General features: G+C 73.5%; 17 protein-coding genes. 9 read left to right on the forward strand and 8 right to left on the reverse strand.

Translation table 11 applies throughout. The features are described from left to right. Window positions 1-250 precede the first annotated feature (250 nt). The 3 genes from ACWCPM_RS25705 to ACWCPM_RS25715 all read left to right on the forward strand — a co-directional run bounded on the left by ACWCPM_RS25705 (window position 251) and on the right by ACWCPM_RS25715 (window position 2,784). The gene (locus ACWCPM_RS25705) at window positions 251-880 is read left to right on the forward strand and encodes a DUF3043 domain-containing protein (protein WP_450978624.1); all 630 of its coding nucleotides are present in this window, start codon (window positions 251-253) and stop codon (window positions 878-880) included. Between the two features lie 83 nt (window positions 881-963). Then, window positions 964-1,665, forward strand: a complete 702-nt coding sequence (locus ACWCPM_RS25710; RefSeq protein WP_450978641.1) for a class I SAM-dependent methyltransferase — start codon at window positions 964-966, stop codon at window positions 1,663-1,665. Between the two features lie 57 nt (window positions 1,666-1,722). Continuing rightward, window positions 1,723-2,784, forward strand: coding sequence for a S1C family serine protease (locus tag ACWCPM_RS25715; RefSeq protein ID WP_450978625.1), 1,062 nt, complete (start codon window positions 1,723-1,725; stop codon window positions 2,782-2,784). A 40-nt stretch (window positions 2,785-2,824) separates the two neighbouring features. Here the strand turns inward: ACWCPM_RS25715 and ACWCPM_RS25720 are convergent, their stop codons facing one another. Then, entirely contained in the window at window positions 2,825-3,037 is a 213-nt protein-coding gene (locus tag ACWCPM_RS25720; protein ID WP_450978626.1) for a hypothetical protein, read from the reverse strand. Between the two features lie 256 nt (window positions 3,038-3,293). Between ACWCPM_RS25720 and ACWCPM_RS25725 the strand changes: the two genes are divergently transcribed. After that, window positions 3,294-4,502, forward strand: a complete 1,209-nt coding sequence (locus ACWCPM_RS25725) for a bifunctional adenosylcobinamide kinase/adenosylcobinamide-phosphate guanylyltransferase (protein ID WP_450978627.1) — start codon at window positions 3,294-3,296, stop codon at window positions 4,500-4,502. Between the two features lie 93 nt (window positions 4,503-4,595). Here the strand turns inward: ACWCPM_RS25725 and ACWCPM_RS25730 are convergent, their stop codons facing one another. Next, window positions 4,596-5,657: a class I SAM-dependent methyltransferase gene (locus ACWCPM_RS25730; RefSeq protein WP_450978628.1), complete on the reverse strand. Its 1,062-nt coding sequence runs from the start codon at window positions 5,655-5,657 to the stop codon at window positions 4,596-4,598. A gap of 161 nt (window positions 5,658-5,818) precedes the next feature. Here ACWCPM_RS25730 and cobT point away from each other — a divergent pair, with 161 nt between their 5' ends. Beyond that, a complete protein-coding gene (gene cobT / locus ACWCPM_RS25735) occupies window positions 5,819-6,913 on the forward strand; it encodes a nicotinate-nucleotide--dimethylbenzimidazole phosphoribosyltransferase (protein ID WP_450978629.1) in 1,095 nt (364 codons plus the stop codon). 324 nt (window positions 6,914-7,237) lie between these two features. On the opposite strand, the gene ACWCPM_RS25740 is transcribed toward cobT, so the two are convergent. Next, the gene (locus tag ACWCPM_RS25740) at window positions 7,238-8,002 is read right to left on the reverse strand and encodes a hypothetical protein (RefSeq protein WP_450978630.1); all 765 of its coding nucleotides are present in this window, start codon (window positions 8,000-8,002) and stop codon (window positions 7,238-7,240) included. A 62-nt stretch (window positions 8,003-8,064) separates the two neighbouring features. Here ACWCPM_RS25740 and ACWCPM_RS25745 point away from each other — a divergent pair, with 62 nt between their 5' ends. Further along, a complete protein-coding gene (locus tag ACWCPM_RS25745) occupies window positions 8,065-8,847 on the forward strand; it encodes an adenosylcobinamide-GDP ribazoletransferase (protein WP_450978631.1) in 783 nt (260 codons plus the stop codon). A gap of 31 nt (window positions 8,848-8,878) precedes the next feature. On the opposite strand, the gene ACWCPM_RS25750 is transcribed toward ACWCPM_RS25745, so the two are convergent. The 5 genes from ACWCPM_RS25750 to ACWCPM_RS25770 form a co-directional block, all read right to left on the reverse strand. After that, on the reverse strand, window positions 8,879-9,652 hold the full coding sequence (locus ACWCPM_RS25750; protein ID WP_450978632.1) for an endo alpha-1,4 polygalactosaminidase: 774 nt from the start codon (window positions 9,650-9,652) through the stop codon (window positions 8,879-8,881). Then, window positions 9,649-10,296 carry a spherulation-specific family 4 protein gene (locus ACWCPM_RS25755; protein WP_450978633.1) on the reverse strand — a complete coding sequence of 216 codons (648 nt, stop codon included), beginning with the start codon at window positions 10,294-10,296 and terminating at the stop codon, window positions 9,649-9,651. Before ACWCPM_RS25755 ends, ACWCPM_RS25750 begins: the two co-directional genes overlap by 4 nt. Next, window positions 10,293-11,783, reverse strand: a complete 1,491-nt coding sequence (locus tag ACWCPM_RS25760) for a hypothetical protein (RefSeq protein WP_450978634.1) — start codon at window positions 11,781-11,783, stop codon at window positions 10,293-10,295. The genes ACWCPM_RS25755 and ACWCPM_RS25760 overlap by 4 nt, the downstream gene beginning before the upstream one ends. Further along, window positions 11,780-13,327: a GT4 family glycosyltransferase PelF gene (gene pelF, locus ACWCPM_RS25765; protein ID WP_450978635.1), complete on the reverse strand. Its 1,548-nt coding sequence runs from the start codon at window positions 13,325-13,327 to the stop codon at window positions 11,780-11,782. Before pelF ends, ACWCPM_RS25760 begins: the two co-directional genes overlap by 4 nt. Before the next feature lie 116 nt (window positions 13,328-13,443). Further along, the gene (locus ACWCPM_RS25770) at window positions 13,444-15,477 is read right to left on the reverse strand and encodes a hypothetical protein (protein ID WP_450978636.1); all 2,034 of its coding nucleotides are present in this window, start codon (window positions 15,475-15,477) and stop codon (window positions 13,444-13,446) included. 350 nt (window positions 15,478-15,827) lie between these two features. On the opposite strand from ACWCPM_RS25770, the gene ACWCPM_RS25775 reads away from it, so the two are divergent. The 3 genes from ACWCPM_RS25775 to ACWCPM_RS25785 form a co-directional block, all read left to right on the forward strand. Beyond that, a complete protein-coding gene (locus ACWCPM_RS25775; protein WP_450978637.1) occupies window positions 15,828-17,360 on the forward strand; it encodes a leucyl aminopeptidase in 1,533 nt (510 codons plus the stop codon). Between the two features lie 500 nt (window positions 17,361-17,860). Next, entirely contained in the window at window positions 17,861-19,249 is a 1,389-nt protein-coding gene (gene lpdA, locus ACWCPM_RS25780; RefSeq protein WP_450978638.1) for a dihydrolipoyl dehydrogenase, read from the forward strand. Window positions 19,250-19,310: 61 nt separating this feature from the next. After that, a partial coding sequence (locus tag ACWCPM_RS25785; RefSeq protein WP_450978639.1) for a biotin/lipoyl-containing protein occupies window positions 19,311-19,605 on the forward strand: 295 nt, incomplete at its 3' end.

Genomic DNA, 19,605 nt, shown 5'->3' on the forward strand with positions numbered 1-19,605 from the left:
GACGGACTCCGGCTCCAGCTCCTGCGACAGAACCCACAGTACGGGCCCTGCATCCATTACCGCACTGTTCGGGGACGGATGCGCTCATCCCCAAGGACGACTGAGTGCGCTCCCGCTCCGGCCCAGGGAGTAGGTGATCCCGGGGTATGTCCCGAGGGGTCCGGGAGGATCCGAGAGCGTACACATCGTCCCGTCTGTCCCCTTACAGACGACTGGTGTTGCGGGATCGTTCCCCGCGGGACTGGGGTCCATGCCCCTCGACCCCTTACCCTTGGGTTTTGTGTTCCGTAGCCGTGCCAAAGACGAGAAGGCCGCCACCGCCGCGCAGGCCCAGGTGACCGACTCCCCGCAGACCCGTGACCCGCAGGCCCCGAAGGGCCGTCCGACACCCAAGCGCAGCGAGGCGCAGTCCCAGCGCCGCAGCGTCGCCAACACGTCGATGACGCGCAAGGATGCCGCCAGGCGGCAGCGCGAGGAGCGCCGCGCCACCATGGAGCGGCAGCGCCAGGCGCTGGCAGGCGGTGACGAGCGGTTCCTGCCGGCGCGCGACAAGGGCCCGGTGCGCCGGTTCGCCCGTGACTTCGTGGACTCGCGATTCAACATCGCGGAGTACTTCCTGCCGATGGCCGTGGTCATCCTGGTGCTGAGCATGGTGCGGGTGTCCTCGCTGCAGAACATCGCGCTGCTGCTGTGGCTGGTCGTGATCGTGCTGATCGTCCTGGACTCCGTGCTCACCGGGTACCGGCTGAAGAAGCGGCTCGCGGAGCGCTTCCCCGACGAGAACAAGCGGGGCGCCGTCGCCTACGCCCTGATGCGCTCCCTCCAGATGCGCCGCCTCAGGCTGCCCAAGCCGCAGGTCAAGCGCGGAGAGCGGCCCTGAGCGCGACGCCTTTGCCCGCGGACGCGGCGAAGGCCTGGCTGAACGGACTGGGCGCGCTGCGTGACGTCGTACGGCAGGAGATGGTGGCCCGGCAGCTCGACGAGCAGATAGCCGGGCGCTTCCCCGTCGGACAGCGGCTGCGGGTGCTCGACGTGGGGATGGGCCAGGGCACGCAGGCACTGCGGCTGGCCCGTGCCGGACACCAGGTGACCGGCATAGAGAAGGACGCCACCATGCTCGCCGCGGCGCGCTCCGCGCTCGACGCCGAGCCGGAGGGGATACGCGAGCGGGTGCGGCTCGTCGAGGGGGACGGCCGGGACACCGGGGTCCACTTCCTGCCCGGCGGTTTCGACCTCGTGCTCTGCCACGGCGTCCTCATGTACGTCGACGATCCCGATCCGCTGCTCGCGGGGCTGGCGCGGATGCTGGCGCCTGGCGGGCTGCTGTCGCTGCTGGTGCGCAACGGGGACGCGCTGGCACTGCGGCCGGGGCTGTCCGGCGACTGGGGAACCGCCCTGACCGCCTTCGACACCACCGCGTACCGCAACCGGCTGGGCCTCGACGTCCGCGCCGACCGGCTGGGCACGCTGACGGCCACGCTCGCCGGGATCGGGGCTCCGCTGCACGCCTGGTACGGCGTGCGGGTCTTCACCGACACCGCGGCCGACGAGGCGCAGCCACCGGCCGACGTGGAGACGCTGCTGACGGTGGAGGAACGGGCCGGCCGCACGGACCCGTACCGGGGGGTCGCGGCGCTGCTGCATCTGTGCGGCGTGCGCGGCTGATCCCGTTCGGGCGTACAGCGCGGGACCCGGCAGGCCGGGAAAGCCAGACTCGGGGGCATGGAAGCTCGCCCTGTCCGGGTGGCGCGCCGCGTCGTGGGCCCCTTGTGCTGCCTCCTCCTCGTTCCCGGCTGCACCGTGGGCAAAGCGGCGCCGGAGGCGGGGCGGACGACCGCGCGGGCCCTGGCACCGAGGGCGGCGAACGAGCTGCAGAGCGACTACCAGAGGGTGATCAAGGAGGTCCTGCCGTCGGTCGTGCAGATCCAGGGCCCCGGCGAGCTGGGTTCCGGGGTGGTCTTCGACGACAAGGGCCACGTCGTCACCAACGCGCATGTCGTCGGTGGGCAGCGGACGTTCCGGGTGACGACCGCCAACAGCGAGGACCAGCTCGCGGCGCGGCTCGTCTCCTCGTACCCCGAGCAGGACCTTGCCGTGGTGAGGCTGGACCGGCCTCCCCGGGGGCTGCGCCCGGCGGCGTTCGCGGACTCGGCGAAGGTCGAGGTCGGGCAGATCGTGCTGGCCATGGGGTCACCGCTCGGGCTGTCGTCCAGCGTGACCCAGGGGATCGTCTCCGCGACCGGACGGACCGTCACGGGGCCCGCTGAGGGCGGCGTCCCGGGCGCGACGATCGCCGACATGGTGCAGACGTCGGCGGCCATCAACCCGGGCAACAGCGGGGGCGCCCTGGTGAACCTCGACGGGGAGGTGATCGGCATCCCGTCGCTGTCCGCGACCGACCCGGGCCTCGGGGAGGGCGCGGCGCCCGGCATCGGGTTCGCGATCCCGGCGTCGACGGTGCGGTCGATCGCCGGTCAGATCGTCCGGGACGGCCGGGTGACGGACTCGGGCCGGGCGGCGCTCGGCATCACGGGCCGTACCGTCGTCGACGAGGACTACCGGCCGGCCGGGGTGGCCGTCGTCGAGGTGCACCCGGGTGAGGCGGCGGCCGAGGCCGGCATCCGGCCCGGGGACGTCATCACCGCGGTGGGTGACACGGACGTCACCGGCCTCACCTCGCTCGCCGAGGCGCTCGCCACGCGGCGGCCCGGCGGGCGGACGACGGTGACCTTCACCCGCGACGGCCGCGAGCGGACGGTCGACGTGACCCTGGGCGAGCAGTGAGGGGCGGTGAGAAGGGCGGCCGGCCGGCCGCCCCGCCCCGTCAGTCCTGGTCCGCGTGCAGGCTCATCGGCCCGTAGATCTCGGTGGTGTCCTCGGACAGCCTCACCTGGTCCGCGCCCCCGGCCAGCAGGTCCTTCCAGTGCTCCCCGAGCCAGGACTCCGCGTCGCCCTGTGTGGTGAACTCCTCGGGCTGCACCGCGGGCTGGACCTCCGTCCCGTCGGCCTTCTCGAACCGCCACGTCCATGCCGCCATGTAGGCCTCCCAGCTGTCGGCACCTGCAGAGCCGGGCCGGATCTCGGTCCGGCACCGGGCCCTGAGCCTATGCGTTCCACCGGGTGAGTGGTCATCAGACCGCGGGTGATCGGTCACATCGGGGCCGCGGGAGCCGTTCGCGCCCGCGCGGCGGAACCGCCCGTCGGCGCACCCCCCGGCCTCGACCGCCCTCCGGCCGCGTCCGACGGGCCCTCCCGGGCGCGCATGACGGGCGGCGACCGGCGAAAATCGGATCGTGGAACTGACTCTGCTCGGCACCGGCGCCCCCGCGGGGCTTCCCCGCACCGACTGTCCCTGTGCGGCGTGCGCGACCGCGCTCGGTGCCGACGCGCGGGCGGCGACCGCCGTGCTCGTGGACGGGGCGCTGCTGCTCGACCTGACGCCCGGCGCGGCCTTCGCGGCGGCGCGGGCGGGACGGTCGCTCACGGGGGTGCGGCAGGTGCTGCTGTCACACCCGCACAACGGACCGCCGGTGGAGGTGCCGGCCGGGCTGCCGCAGCCGGGGCGGGTGCCGGACGGGCGGGAGTTGGCGTTGCTGACGGGTCATCGGGTGCGGGCGCTGGCGATGGACTCCCCGGGGACGGGGTACTCCGTGACCGGGCCCGACGGGAAGCGGCTGCTGTATCTGCCGCCGGGCTGCGCGCCGGCCGGCCTGGAGGAGGGGACCACGACGGCGGAGCCCTACGACATGGTGCTCCTCGACGTCGTGGGGCGGCCGGACGCGCTGGCCCGGCTGCGGGCGGTGGGGGCGGTCGGGCCGACGACGGACGTCGTCGCCGTGCATCTGGACCACGACGTGCCGCCCGGGCCCGAGGTGCGGCGGCGGCTCGCCGCGGCGGGGGCGCGGGCCGTGCGGGACGGGACGAGCCTGGCGGTCGGCGCGTACGAGAACGTGCCGGACGTGCCGCGCCGGACGCTGGCGCTGGGCGGGGCGCGCTCGGGCAAGTCGGTGGAGGCGGAGCGGCGGCTGGAGGCGTTCCCCGACGTGCTCTACGTGGCGACGGGCGGGACCCGGGGCGGGGACGGCGAGTGGGCCGAGCGGGTGGCCGCGCACCGGGAGCGCAGGCCGGGGTCGTGGCGGACGGTGGAGACCTGCGACCTGGTGCCGCTCCTCGCGCAGGAGGGGCCGCCGCTGCTGATCGACTGCCTGTCGCTGTGGCTGACGGACGCGATGGACGCCGTGGGCGCGTGGGACGACGCGGAGTGGGCCGACGGCGGCGAGAAGGCGCTGCGCGAACGCGTGCACGCGCTGACGGACGCGGTGCGGGGCACCGGCCGGGTGATGGTCGCCGTGTCCAACGAGGTGGGCTCGGGCATCGTCCCGGCCACCGCGTCCGGGCGACGCTACCGGGACGAACTCGGCCGTCTGAACGCGGCGTTCGCGTCCGAGTGCGAGCAGGTGCTGCTGGTGGTGGCGGGTCAGGCCGTGGTGCTGCGCGGCTGACGGCAGGGCGCGGGCGCACCCGGCCGCCGCCCTGGGACCGTCCGGCGCGCCGAGACCTGCCCCATCCGTCCACGACCTCCGCGGACAGAGCACCTAGGGCTGGGGGTTCTTGCGGGCGATCACCCGGTAGGCGTTGGAGAAGCCGCCGCGGCGTGCCAGGGGCGACAGGGCGTGGTCCAGGGCCACGGCTGTCAGGCGTACGGGGGCGGTCGCCGCGGTGAGGACCGTGCGCGCGGTGTGCTGGAGGACCGTGGGCGGGGCGGCGCGCCAAGGGGTGTCGGGGGACGGGAGGGTCCGGGCCAGGGCCCGGGTCACCGCGGTGGCGAGGTCTCCCGGGAGATGCGCGGCCGCCTCGTCGGTGGTGAGGATCGTGCAGTTGCCGTCCTCCAGGGCCTTGTGGACGTTGGCCGGGGGAAGCAGATGGAGCTGGTGGGGCTGAGCGTGGGCGGGCCACCACTTGCCCAGCAGCGCGGCGAGGGCGCTGTGCGGGTTCGCCAGTTCGAGGACCAGGTGTCCGCCGGGTCGCAGGGCCGCGATCGCCGCCTTGAGTTCCTCACGGGGCGACGGCGCCCGTTCCAGCTGGTGGAAGACGCTCACCACGTCGTAGCGGGAGCGCAGCCGGCCGAGCAGGCCGGGGGTGGTGAGGTGACCGGCGTAGGCCTCCTCCACGCGTTCCGTCGCGCGGGCGCGCAGCACCCGGGGCGTGGGGTCCGTGCCGTCGAAGGAGGTGTACGGGAGCAACTCCCGGGCGGCGGCCGGGAAGTCGCCGTCGCCCGTCCCGACGTCCAGCCAGCTCTCCGGCTCCGCTTGCGCGAGGTGCAGCACCGCACGGACCCGCGCGCGGTCGCGGCGGCAAACGGGTGGGCGCTCGAACCCGTCCCGGTCACGGTGGTAGAAGGCCATGCCCTCGGGCGTGAGGCCCGGGTTCTGGAAGACATGGGCGCACTCCTCGCACTCCTCGACGGTGAAGGTGCCGGGCTTGCCCTGGATCACATCGGGTGCCGTGAGGCGGACGCGCAGGCGCTGCCCGCCGCACCAGGGGCAGCTCTCACGGCGCGGCGCGTGGAAGCGCTCGGTGCCCTGGGCGAGTTCGGCGAGGTATTTGGTGCGGCGCAGGTCGATCGCCAGCGGGACGGAGGGGGCGGACGGCGACATGGGCGGCTCCCGGGGCGCGACGGACAGAGCGGGGAGGGACGTATGACAATCCGCTGCAAAACGGAACGTAGGGGATACCGATCTTGGGTGCAACGATGTGGCGTGTTCGTGGTCGCCATGTGGCGCCGTCCCGTTCGACCGGGGCCGGTACTGTTCGGCGAATGAGCTCGCTGAATCTCGACGACTTCACCGATCTGATCGAGCGCCCCGACGGCGGGGTGCGCCGCGACGCGGAGGCGCGCCGGGAGCGTCAGATCGTGCCCCCCGGTTCGCTGGGACGCCTCGACGACCTGGGTGAATGGCTGGCGGCGGCGCAGGGTGCCGTACCGGTGCGGCCGGTCGTGCGGCCGCGGGTGGTGCTGTTCGCCGGTGACCACGGTGTCGCGGAGCTGGGGGTGTCGGCGCGGCCCGCGGGCAGCGCCGTGGAACTGGTGCGCGACGTACTGGAGGGCGGGCGGCCGGTGTCGGTGCTCGCCCGGCGGCTCGATGTGCCGGTGCGGGTCGTGGACATGGCGCTGGACTGCGATCCGGGGGCCCTGCCCGAGGACGTCGTCAGGCACCGGGTGCGGCGCGGGAGCGGGCGGATCGACATCGAGGACGCGCTGACGGCCGGGGAGGCCGAGGCGGCGTTCCGGGCCGGGGTCGCGGTCGCCGACGAGGAGGCCGACTCCGGTACGGATCTGGTGGTGCTCGGTGATGTCAGCGTGGGCGGCACCACGGTGGCCGCGGTACTGGTCGCCGCGTTGTGCGGGACCGACGCGTCCGTGGTGACCGGGCGCGGCGGGGTCGCGATCGACGACCTGGTGTGGATGCGCAAGTGCGCGGCGATCCGGGACGCGTTGCGGCGGGCGCGGCCGGTGCTCGGGGACCAGTTGCAGTTGCTGGCGGCGGTCGGCGGGGCCGACGTCGCCGCGATGACGGGGTTCCTGCTCCAGTGCGCCGTGCGCAAGACGCCGGTGATCCTGGACGGAGTGGTGGCCGCGGCCTGCGCGCTGGTGGCCCAGCGGGTCGCGTTCCGGGCGCCGGACTGGTGGCTGGCCGCGCACGACAGCGGGGAGCCGGGGCAGGCCAAGGCGCTGGACCGGATGGCGCTGGAGCCGCTGCTCGACCACGGGGTGTCGGTCGGCGAGGGGACCGGCGGGCTGCTGGCGCTGCCCCTGGTGCAGGCCGCGGCGGCGCTGGCGGCGGAGCTGCCCGAGAAGCCCGACGGGAAGCGGACGGCCGAGGAGACCGAGGAACCGGAAGCGGCCGTCTAGGGGACGCGCGGAACCGGAAGCGGCCGACCAGGGGACCCGAGACACCGGAAGCGGCCGACCAGGAGACGCCAGGAACCGGAAGCGGCCGACCAGGGAACGCGAGAAGCCGGAAGCGGCCGACCAGGGAACGCCAGGAACCGGAAGCCGCCGACCAGGGAACGCCAGGAACCCGAAGCAGCCGACCCGAGAACGCCAGGAACCCGAAGCAGCCGACCCAGTCGACGCGCAGGTTCGTGTACAACTCGTCGACCGCGGCCCGCGAACCCGAAGCGGCCGTCCCGGGGACGCGAGGAAGGCGCGGCGGCGGCGCGGGGACGGCGCTGATCAGCGGCTCTCCAGGGCCCGCGCGCGCTCCGGGTCGGGGGTGCCGCCGAGCCAGTCCTGGAACCTGCGGGTGGGGCCCAGCCAGCGGCGGTCGTGGTGGTAGGCGCGCAGCCGTGACCTGGCCCGGGCGCGGGGGCGGTTGCGGTAGAGGCGTCTCGCCCAGGGCGAGCCGGGCCGGGCCAGCCGGATCGCGCCGAACAGGGCGAGGAACGGCACGATGACGCCGAGGATGGCCACCCGTGTCTTGCCCTTGGCGAGGGCGACGAGCGAGAAGAGGAAGTTGCCGGTCACCGTGGAGATGACCGAGCCCCGGTCCTGCAGTTCGTCCCGGTCGAGGTCGTTGACCCCGAACGGCGCGAACCCGGCCACCCACAGGCCGACCAGGGCGGCGGTGATCACGACCGCCTCGACGCTCTGGCGGCCCTCCTCGGTCCAGTACACGTCCGCCAGATGCAGGATCAGCGCGAACTCGTCCAGCACCAGACCCGCGCCGATCCCGAAGACCACGGCCGACAGATAGGACCCGAAGCCGTGTCCTCCTCCGGCCACCGCGCCGAAGCCGCCGACGAGGGTGAGGACGACGCCGGGCACCACGTGGTGGACGTGGACGCCGCCCGCGCTGACGTCACGGAAGGGACCCCGGCCCGCCCTGATCATGCGGGTGACCAGCCGGGTGATCAGGAAGGTCAGCACGAACGCGGTGAGGGCGAGCAGGAGGGGGAGCTTGCCGGGCTCGACGATGTTGCGGTCCCACCAGTTGCCCATGTGTCCCAGTCTGCCCAGGATCTCCCGGAGGTGCCGCGCGAGCAGTCGCGTAACCTGCCCGGATGCCCCAGCTCCCGCCGTCGCACGGTCTCCGTTTCGCCTTCGGCACCCTCACCGTCCTGCCGGTACGCGTGACGCGCTGGGACCGCGAGGCCGCCCGCGGCGGGATGCTCTGCGCGCCGCTCGCCGGACTCCTCGTCGGCCTGTGCGCGGCCGGTGCCGGTCTGGTGTCGCTGTTCCTCGGCGCGAGTCCGCTGCTCGCCGGCGTCGCGAGCACCGCCGTGCCCGCCGTGCTCACCCGGGGACTGCATCTCGACGGACTGGCCGACACGGCGGACGGGCTGGGCAGCGGCAAGCCGGCCGAGGACGCGCTGCGCATCATGAAGCAGTCCGACATCGGGCCGTTCGGGGTGCTCACCCTGGTCTTCGTCCTGCTGGCCCAGGTGGCCGCGCTGGCGCAGCTCTACGCCGGCTCCTGGGCCGGGGGCGCGCTCGCCGCGGTCGTCGCGGGAGGCGCCGCCCGGCTGGCGCTGACGCTGGCCGCCCGCACCGGGACACCGCCCGCCCGTCCGGAGGGGCTGGGCGCGGCCGTCGCCGGAGTCGTCCCGGTGCGCGGCGCGCTGGGCGCCGCCCTCGCGGTGATCGCGGTCGCGGCGGCGGGCGGGGCGCTCCTCGGGCCGTACGGCGTCCTGCGCGCCGCCCTCGCGGTGGTCGTCTCCGCCGCCGTCGCCGAGGTGCTGCTGCGGCACTGCGTGCGCCGGTTCGGCGGGGTCACCGGCGACGTCTTCGGCGCCCTCGCGGAGACGGCGGCCACGACGGCGCTGCTGGTGTTCGTCCTGGGGTGAGGTCCCTCGGCGGATCGCCCGCCCGGGTGCCTCAGCAGGTCTCGCGCCAGACCCCCAGTTCGTACTTCTTCAGCAGCGAGCTCAGCCCCAGGCGGCGGGACTCGGCGCAGAAGCGGGCGGTGGGGAGTTCGTACTCGGCGTGGAAGACCGCCTTGCCCGCCTCGATGAAGGGGGTGAGGGCCTCGCATTCGCCGTACTGGGCGCACTGTTCGTTGACCGCGAAGTCGAAGTCGCCGACCAGTTCGGGGATCTGGCCGAGGTCGTTCTTCAGGCCGACCGCCATGCCGCGTTCGTGGGCCAGACGGGCGATCAGGCGGTTGTAGCGGAGCTGGTCGGCGGCCGTGAGGGGGAATCCGGACGCGTTCTCGTAGCCGTCCATGTTGTCGGGTTCGACGGCGTCGAAGCCCTTGTCGCGGCACATGTCGAGGCGGGCGGCCATCAGCGGCTGAAGGACGTCGGTCCGGCGGATGTCGAGCCAGCGTTCGCCCTCCCAGCCGTTGCCCTTGCCGAGGACCGACTCCGGGAACTCACCGGCGTCCGGCCGCCAGTCCTCCCAGGCGCCGGTGGAGAGGTAGCAGATGACCTTGCGGCCCTTGTCGTGCAGCGCGGCGACGGTGTCCGCGGAGTTGTCGAAGCCGTCGATGTCGTAGACGGGGGCGTCGACGGAGGTGTCCACGCGGTCGCGCAACTGCCACTGCCAGTCGGTACCGGGCCGCGGCTGCCATCTCTCCCGCGGCGGCGCCGGGTCGGAGGCGCAGCCCGCGAGCAGGAAGAGCAGGGCGACGAGGAGGATCGGGCGTCTCACCGGAAGGGCTCCAGGGTGTGGGGCAACGTACCCCAGGGATGGTCTCCCGTCCCCGGGACCGCGCAGTGCAGGGCCGCTCCCCTCGCCCGGGCCAGCGCCGCCGTGTCGGCGCCGTCCGGGACTCCGTACACCAGATGGCACAGGTGCGCGCCCGCCCCGCGCCAGGGGACCGGCGTCATGTCGCGGTACGTCGCCCAGTCGCCCTCGAAGGTCACGAGGACGTCGGCGATACCGGCGTAGGAGGGGTGCGGCGGGGTGCCGTGGTTGAGGACGAGGGTGCCGCAGCCGGCGCTCCGGGCGTCGCCGGCCAGCCGCCGGTAGAGCCCGAGCAGCTCCGGTCGCGACGCGACCTGGTCGAGGAAGGCGCCGTCCGCCCCGTACCAGTCGCGGTACCGGGTCAGGTCCCGGACGGCGTCGGCGTGCGGGCGGTCGCCGTAGGCGGTGTCGGTGTAGCCGAGCACCCGGACGCCGGCCTCGCGGAGCCGCGCCGCGAGCCGGGCGAAGCCCTCGTCGCGGCGGTCGCCGGGACCGCTGGCCGGGTTGAGGACGACGCCGTGCAGGAAGGGCGCGGCGGCGACGATCGCGTCCCATTCGGCGGGGCGGACGGCCGGGTGCTCGTAGTAGGGGACCAGGAGGCTGCTCATCGGTGGGCGGTCGCCCTTCCCAGCAAGGTGCAGACCAGCGCCGCCTGGGCCACGGCGACGCAGCCGTAGACCGCCAGGGCGACCAGGTGCGGTGGGCCGGCGCCGGTGACGAGGGCGAGCGTCTGCGCGAGGGCGGCCGTGCCGCAGACCGCCGCCGCGCCGAGCACCGCGCCGAACGACTGCAGCAGCAGGCCCGTCCACAGCACCACGCCGAGCAGCAGCAGCCCGGCCATGCGGACGCCGTCGGGGGACGGGGTCCGCGGCCACAGCGCCGCCGCGGTCAGGGCGAGGGCGAGCAGGACGGCGAGGTAGCCGGCGAGGCACCGCAGGACCGTGCGGGCGGTGACCCGCCGGAAGGCGCGGGACGTCCCGGTGGAGCGCAGCCCGGTGAGACTGCCGCTGCGGAAGCGGTGCAGCAGCCATTCGGCGGGGCCCATGCTCAGCGTGAGCGCCACGGCGGCCGGTGCGGCGAGCGCGCTCGGCCCCTGCCCGGCGAGGACGTCGCCGAGGGCGGTGTGGAGCACCAGGACGCCGCCGGCCACACCGAACAGGGCGTACGGGAGGGACGCCGACAGGCGTAGGCCGCTCGCGCGGCGTACCGGCAGTTCCCTCAGCCCGGCCGTCCAGCTGCCCTCCCCCAGTTCCTTCACGGCGGGCGCCACCTCCCGCAGCGCGGCGGCCGCGACCGCCGCCAGCGAGACGAGCAGCAGGGTGAGGCGGACCGCCTCGGGAACGTCCGTGAGCAGGGCCGCGACGGCGCCCACCGCCATCGGCAGCAGCGCGGCGAGCAGGGCCCGGTCCCGGCCGAGGACCAGCAGGGCGGTGGAGGCGCCCAGATAGCAGGACTGGGCGGCGGCGAACGCGACGGCGGACGGGCCGGCGGTACCCGCGGCGGCGACGGCGGCGAGGGCGCCGAGCACGGCTCCGACCGGGCCGCCCACGAGGAGACAGCGGCGGGCGGCACCGCGGTCGCCGAGCCCCAGCCAGGAGTAGGCGCGGTGCGCGAGCGCCTGGTTCCAGGCCCAGCCGGTCAGGGCGCCCGCGAGGAGCGGGAGCGTTCCTGCCGGGAGGCCCATGGCGTCCCGCGGGCCCGCGAGGAACGGGGCGCCCAGGACGAAGGCGAGGCCCGGGAGGGCGAAGACCACGCCGCGCAGCAGGCAGCCGAGGAGGCCGGCCCGCCAGGGGTCGTGGACGGGGTCGTCGGGTTCGGGATGGCGGCGTTCGACGCGACCGTAGAGCTCCTCGGCGAGGGCGAAGGAGTTCTTCACGCCGTACCGCTCGCGTATCTGGGCGTCGGACAGTCCGTCGGACTCCAGCAGCGCGGCTATCTCGTCGGGATGGACGGCCGCGGCGACGAAGGCGTCGAGGCGCGCGGCGAGTTCGCCGAGCGGGTCGGGCTCCGCCCGGCCGGGAGTGGTGCGCTGACGCGGGATCACGGACAGGGTGCCGGGGCGGGCGCCCGGGGGCACCCGGAGGTCTTCGCTCACCGGCCGGTCCCTCCCTCGGAGTCCGTCCGGGGGGACTCCCAGGTCGCGACGGCCGCGTACCAGGGGTCGTGCAGTTCGGCGGTCCAGTCGGCGACCGTCTCCAGCGTCGGTTCGTACGCCTCGGCCTGCCCCGCGAGTTCCCGGTAGATGGTGCCGAAGTTCTCCACACAGCGGCGGAGCGTGAACCGCTCGATGACCCGCTGGCGGGACGACTCGGCCAGTCTCAGGCGCCGTTCGTCGTCACGGAGCAGTGTCAGGGCCGCCGCGGCCATCTTCTCCGGCTCGCGCGGCGGCACGACCAGACCGGTGTCGCCGACCGCCTCGCGCACTCCCCCGACGTCGGTCGAGACCGTCGTGCGCCCGCAGGACATGGCCTCGATGATCGAGAAGGGGAAGCCCTCGGAGATGGACGACAGCATCACGAGGTGCCCGGCGGCGTAGGCACGCCAGACCTCGCTGATGCGGCCCTCGAAGGTGAGGCCGTCGGTGACGCCGAGTTCGGCGGCGAGTTTCTCCAGTCGGGTGCGGTAGCCCTCGCCGCCGGGCGGGACGGGGCCGAAGAGGCGCAGCCGGGTCTCGGGGAGTTCGGCGCGGACCATGGCGTAGGCGCGCAGCAGGGTCTCCAGGTCCTTGATGGGGTCGACGCGGCCGCACCAGGTGAGGGTGGGGACGTCGGGTTCCGGTCCGGCGTGCGGGAAGGCGGCCGGGTCGACGCCGTTGTAGACCGTGCGGATGCGGCCGGCGTCGGCGCCGCCGCGCTCCTCCCAGCGGCGGTTGTACTGGTTGCACGGGGTGATCAGGTCGGCCGCGCGGTAGCCGTGCGAGTTCAGCGCGCGGTAGAAGCCGAGCATGAACGCCTTCACCGGCCAGCGCTGGGTGTCACGGCGGTTGCCGAGATAGCGCTCGCGCAGATAGATGCCGTGCTCGGTGAGCAGGAAGGGCACACCGTCCAGCTCGTGCGCGGCGAGGGCGGGGAGCGTGGCGAGACCGCTGCTCACCGCGTGGGCGACGCTGTCCGTCGGGATGCGCACGCCGAGCGGGCGCAGCGCGTGCTCCAGCAGGTCCGTCGCGGTCAGGGCGTCATGGACGGTCGGCCGGGCCACCGCCGTCGGCAGATGCGGCATCGTCCAGATCCACATCAGGGACCGCAGCGCCGACTCGGTGCGCAGGGCCGCCGACAGCCGCCCCTCGCGGGCCAGACGGGCCAGTTCGTAGAGCGCCTCGCCGAAGTCGCAGGACGTGTCCGGGTCCAGGACGGACAGCAGGAAGCACTCGTAGGAGTCGAGGAACCGGCGCCGCGCGCGGCCCTGGGGAGCCCTGCTGTGGCCCGGGCGCGGGCCCCAGGTCGGCACGGTGGTGTGCCGGTAGACGTTGGGCGGTAGCTCCCAGGTCACGGGTTCGCGGCCGCTGCCGGTGAGCGAGACGATGTGGAAGTCCACCTCCGGCATGCCCTTGACGAGTTGGTCGCACCAGGTGCTGACCCCGCCGTGCACATGCGGATAGGTGCCTTCGGTGAGCATGGTGACGTGACGGCCGGTGCGCATGCGCTGCGCGGCTCCCTTGTTTGCGGATGTGGTGCGGGGAACTGCCGGCCGATGCCGGGTGCGGGTCCGCAGTGGCTGGTCGCGCAGTTCCCCGCGCCCCCATGGGGCGTTTCGCGCTACGACAGCTTCAGGGTGAGCGCCGACTGCAGGAGGCCGGGAGTCGCCCAGGCCGAGGTCCTGCCGGCGTAGGGGGTGCCGAAGGCGCTGGTGCCCAGGAGGAGTTGCTGCCTGGTGCCCGTCGGCGCGGTCACCGGGATCTCCACACCGCCCGGCGCGCTGACGGTGACGGTGTTGCCGATCCGGTACGCCGTGACGCGGTTGTCCGCGACGGCGCTCCGCCACTCGGCGCGGCGCTGGAGCTCCGTGCCGACGGCCTTCTGGCCGAGGTTCTCCACCGGGGTGTTGTCCGCGAACAGCGCCCGGTAATCGCCGAGCACCCCGTCCAGCACGGGGTACAGCAGCCGCTCCTCGGCGAGGTTGGACTGGTGCACGTAGTGCGGGCGCGGGTCGTTGTTCAAGGCGTGCCCGAGGGCGATCCGGGTCTCCTGCGGGACGATGTACGACGCGTAGCCGGTGGCCGGGTCCAGCGGCTCGTCGAGGCAGGTGGAGGTGGGGTTGTTCTCGCAGATGCCGCTGCCGCCGTCGGCCCTGGAGGTGTAGACGTAGTTGTACTCGTCGGCCATCTCCGCGGCCGTCCCGACGTTGTAGTACACGTTCATCGGGTGCCGGGGCACGGTGAGCGCGCCGCCGACCGCCCGCTGCTCGGGCTCGCGGGAGTTGTCGGAGGCGATCCACTTGACGCCGTTGTCGGCGAGGGCGCGCGCCAGCTCGGGGTTGTCCTGGGGCTGCTGCGGCAGTCTCCTGAGGCCCGAGTGCTCGCCGGTGACGAGCTCGGTGCGGTCGACGGGCAGGCCCTTGCTCACCCCCCAGTTGTGGTTGTCGCGGATCTGCGCGCCGATCTCGGCGCGGCTCATCCACCGCGTCGTGCCGTCGGCGTTCTTCGCGCACGTCCACGGCACGGTGGAGGTGTCCTGGACACAGCCCAGGTAGGGGTGCGTGTAGGTGTGATTGATCCAGCGGTACTGGTTGCGGTCGGCGAGCAGCCGGGCGGCGAGGGCGTCGGTGCCGCCGTTCTCGGCCTTCCACTCCTCGCCGGAGCCGGCGTTGTAGACCATGTCGAGCGTGAACCCGCGCTCGCGCTGCCACTGCGCCGCGTACTGCGCGTCGGCGGCGGTCATGCGGATCGCCGTGGTCCCCTCGCCGGTGCCGTCGGCGCAGTCGAGGTCGCCGGGCGTGCAGTCGCGCTCGGTGTCCCAGCGGGCGTCCGGGGCGAAGACGTCGTCGACGTGGACGGCGAAGTAGTTGCGGTCGCGCCCCAGGTGCACGCCCTGGGTCAGCCACTCGACGATGCCGCGGGCCAGCGCCCGGAACTGCCGCTGGTGCTGGTTGTAGGCGAACGTGACGACCAGTTCGCGGCGGCCGTCGTGGGCGTACTCCCCGACCAGGCTGCCGCGGCCGGTCCCGCCGGGCACCGGGACGTCCACGTAGCTGGTGAAGCCGCCGCGCGGCCGGGCCACGAAGCCGTAGCTCTCCTGCACGGTGGGCGAGTTGTCCTCGAAGGCGAGGGCGCCGTCGAGGTAGCCGAACGGCCCCGCCCGCCCCGCGTCGGTGACGGCGGCCTGCCGGCCGTCGAGGGTGCCGGCGTAGCCGCCCTCGCTGGTGTAGTCGAGGCCGACCTCGGGATGCGCCCAGGTGTAGGCGTCGACCTGCGGGATGCCGTACGTCCGCTCGTAGGTCTCCAGCGCGGTCTGCTCGGCGGAGCCCGTCCCGAACGGGGCCTCGTTGGGCAGGACGACGCCCTGGAACTTGGCCCGGGGCGTGCCGTTCACCGTGTCGCTCAGGAACGCCCCGGTGATGGTGGGGCGGTTCGGGTCGGTGAGCTTCACCGTGGTGTACGGGATGCCCGTGCTCCTCAGTTGCTCGGTGATGGCCTGGACGGGGCTCTCCCCGTTGTCCACGACCAGCACCCTCAGATCGATCCGCGGCGTGGGTGCCGCGGCGGCGCCGGGTACGCCGATGCCCAGCGTCAGCAGTCCGGCGGCCGCCAGGACGGCGGCCGTGGATCTCCGTATGTGCGCGCGTCGCGCCATGGTGGTCTCCCCCCAGAGGATCCCCGCGCGCCCCGGAAGGCCGTTGTGCACTTGTGACGGGCGCACGGCGGATCGGTGGAAATCATGCGAAGCGGTGAGCATCCGGCTCACCCGAACCCGACGAGTGTGACTCAGGTCATGGAGTGCGAGCATCGGGAATGGCGACGACGCCACTGACAGGTGAACGCCCGTAGGAATGCTCGAACAGTCACCGGGCGTAGGCTCGTGCCCGATCTGTGCCGGACCAGGTACAGAGTCCACCGCACGAGCGATCCAGGGTCGGCTGTCGGGCCCGGTCGGCCCACCCCTCGGCCACAGGAACCTCACATCGGAAGCGAGATTTCACCACCGTGACTGCTCTCACTCTCAGCACCGCCGCGGCGGCCGGCCTGCGGGCCGACGCGATCGTGATCGGTGTCGCCAAGGGCGACAAGGGCCCCGTCGTCGCACCGGGCGCCGAGGCCGTCGACAAGGCGTTCGACGGCAGACTCGCCGGCGTCCTGGAGACCCTCGGCGCCGTCGGCGCCGAGGGCGAGGTGACGAAGCTGCCCGCCCCGGCCGGATTCAAGACGCCGCTCGTGGTGGCGGTGGGCCTCGGCGCCCGCCCGGAGAAGGACGCCGAGTACGGCGCGGAGACCCTGCGCCGGGCCGCCGGAGCCGCCGCCCGCGCGCTGGCCGGCGCCAAGAAGGCCGCTTTCGCGCTGCCCCTCGAGGACGCGGCCGCCGTGGGCGCGATCGGTGAGGGCGCGCTGCTCGGCGCGTACTCCTTCGACGCGTACAAGGACAACGGCCAGGCGGCCGCCAAGGACAAGAAGAACGGCAAGGCCCCGCTCGCCGAGGTCGTCCTGCTCGGCGCCAAGGCGCGCGACAAGGCGTCCAAGGCGGCGGTGGAGCGCGCCACGGCCGTGGCCGAGGAGCTGAACCGCGCCCGCGACCTGGTCAACACCCCGCCCAACGACCTCGACCCCGAGGCGTTCGCCGCGGTCGCCCAGGCCGCGGCCAAGGAGCACGGCATCAAGGTGCAGGTGCTCGACGAGAAGGCGCTGGCCAAGGGCGGCTACGGCGGCATCCTCGGCGTCGGGGCCGGGTCGGCGTCCGCGCCGCGGCTGGTGAAGCTGTCGTACACCTCCTCGAAGGCGAAGAAGCACCTCGCGTTCGTGGGCAAGGGCATCACCTACGACTCGGGCGGCATCTCGCTGAAGCCGGCCGGCCACAACGAGACGATGAAGTGCGACATGAGCGGGGCGGCGGCGGTCTTCGCGGCCGTCGTCACGGCCGCGCGGCTCGGTCTCGAGGTCAACGTCACCGGCTGGCTGGCGCTCGCCGAGAACATGCCGTCCGGCTCCGCCACGCGGCCCGGCGACGTGCTGCGGATGTACAGCGGCAAGACCGTCGAGGTGCTGAACACCGACGCCGAGGGCCGGCTGGTCCTGGCGGACGCCCTGTGGGCGGCCTCGCAGGAGAAGCCGGACGCGCTCGTCGACGTGGCGACGCTGACCGGGGCGATGGTGCTGGCGCTGGGCAACCGGACGTTCGGCGTGATGGCCAACGACGACGCGTTCCGCTCCGCGGTGCACGAGGCCGCCGAGGAGGTCGGCGAGGCCGCCTGGCCGATGCCGCTGCCGGAGCACCTGCGCAAGGGGATGGACTCGCCCACCGCCGACATCGCCAACATGGGCGAGCGGATGGGCGGCGGGCTGGTCGCCGGTCTCTTCCTGCGCGAGTTCGTCGGCGAAGGGATCACCTGGGCGCACCTCGACATCGCCGGGCCCGCCTTCAACGAGCAGGGGCCGTTCGGGTACACGCCCAAGGGCGGCACGGGGTCGGGTGTGCGAACGCTGGTGCGGCTGGCCGAGCTGACCGCCGCCGGCGACCTGGGGTGACGCGCGCCCACTGAGTCGTGGGTGATCGTCGCGTCGCGGGTGCGGGTGGGCTGTGGCCGGTCGCGCAGCTCCCCGCGCCCCTTCCGGCTGCGCCCTCGCCCCCTGGTCAGGGGTGGCCGCCGCCCACCCCGTCGCGGGTGCGGGTGGACTGTGGCCGGTCGCGCAGTTCCCCGCGCCCCTTCCCGGCGACGCCCTCCCTCCCGTTGACAAGGGGCTGCCGCACCCACCCCTTCGCGGGTGCGGGTGGGCTGTGGCCGGTCGCGCAGTTCCCCGCGCCCCTTCCCGGCGTCCGCGCGCGACAGGTGCCGCCTCGCGTGTGTGACAGCCGAGCGTGCGACGTATCACACCCCGGCCCCGCGTCTCGTCCGGTGCCGACAAGTGCGAAGATGGGGCTCGGCAGGACAGGGCCCCACCGAAGGGCCGAAGCACAGCGGCCGGACACCAGCCGCCAGCCGGTCATCGTCGACCGGCGTACGGCGCACATGCATGGAGGACGTGACGTGGCGAACGACGCCAGCACCGTTTTCGACCTAGTGATCCTCGGCGGTGGCAGCGGTGGTTACGCTGCGGCCCTGCGCGGGGCTCAGCTGGGCCTGGACGTCGCCCTGATCGAGAAGGACAAGGTCGGCGGCACCTGCCTGCACCGGGGTTGCATCCCCACCAAGGCCCTGCTGCACGCGGGGGAGATCGCCGACCAGGCCCGCGAGAGCGAGCAGTTCGGCGTCAAGGCCACGTTCGAGGGCATCGACGTCGCCGGGGTCCACAAGTACAAGGACGAGGTGATCTCGGGCCTGTACAAGGGCCTGCAGGGCCTCGTGGCCTCCCGGAAGGTGACCTACATCGAGGGTACGGGGCGGCTGTCCTCCCCCACCTCGGTGGACGTAAACGGTCAGCGCATCCAGGGCCGCCACATCCTGCTGGCGACCGGTTCCGTACCGAAGTCGCTGCCGGGTCTGGAGATCGACGGCAACCGGATCATCTCCTCGGACCACGCCCTCGTCCTGGACCGCGTGCCGAAGTCGGCGATCGTGCTGGGCGGCGGCGTCATCGGCGTCGAGTTCGCCTCCGCCTGGAAGTCCTTCGGCACCGACGTCACGGTCATCGAGGGCCTCAAGCACCTCGTCCCGGTCGAGGACGAGAACAGCTCCAAGCTTCTTGAGCGCGCCTTCCGCAAGCGCGGCATCAAGTTCAACCTGGGCACCTTCTTCCAGAAGGCCGAGTACACGGCCGACGGTGTCAAGGTCACCCTCGCGGACGGCAAGGAGTTCGAGGCCGAGGTCCTGCTGGTCGCGGTCGGCCGCGGCCCGGTCTCGCAGGGCCTGGGCTACGAGGAGGCCGGGGTCGCCATGGACCGCGGTTACGTCCTCGCCGACGAGTACATGCGGACCAACGTCCCGACGATCTCGGCGGTCGGCGACCTGGTCCCGACGCTCCAGCTCGCGCACGTCGGCTTCGCCGAGGGCATCCTGGTTGCGGAGCGGCTGGCCGGTCTGAAGACCGTCCCGATCGACTACGACGGCGTGCCCCGGGTGACGTACTGCCACCCCGAGGTCGCCTCCGTGGGCATCACCGAGGCCAAGGCCAAGGAGATCTACGGTGCGGACAAGGTCGTCGCCCTGAAGTACAACCTGGCGGGCAACGGCAAGAGCAAGATCCTGAAGACCGCGGGCGAGATCAAGCTCGTCCAGGTCAAGGACGGTGCGGTGGTCGGCGTGCACATGGTCGGCGACCGCATGGGTGAGCAGGTCGGCGAGGCCCAGCTGGTCTACAACTGGGAAGCGCTGCCGGCCGAGGTCGCCCAGCTCATCCACGCCCACCCGACGCAGAGCGAGGCGCTCGGCGAGGCCCACCTGGCGCTGGCCGGGAAGCCCCTGCACTCCCACGACTGACCCCTCGGTCATTGGGCGCGACGACACAGACTTCCGCAATTCGTAAGGAGCAACCGAAACCATGGCGGTTTCCGTAACCCTTCCGGCGCTCGGCGAGAGCGTCACCGAGGGCACCGTCACCCGCTGGCTGAAGGCCGAGGGTGAGCGTGTAGAGGCCGACGAGCCCTTGCTCGAGGTCTCCACCGACAAGGTCGACACCGAGATCCCGGCCCCGGCCGCCGGTGTCCTGGCCTCCATCAAGGTCGCCGAGGACGAGACCGTCGAGGTCGGCGCCGAGCTGGCCGTCATCGACGACGGCACCGGCGCCCCGGCCGCCGCTCCGGCCCCGGCCGCCGAGCAGCCCGCCGCGCCGGCCC

This window comes from Streptomyces sp. NPDC002309 (genome assembly GCF_053593375.1).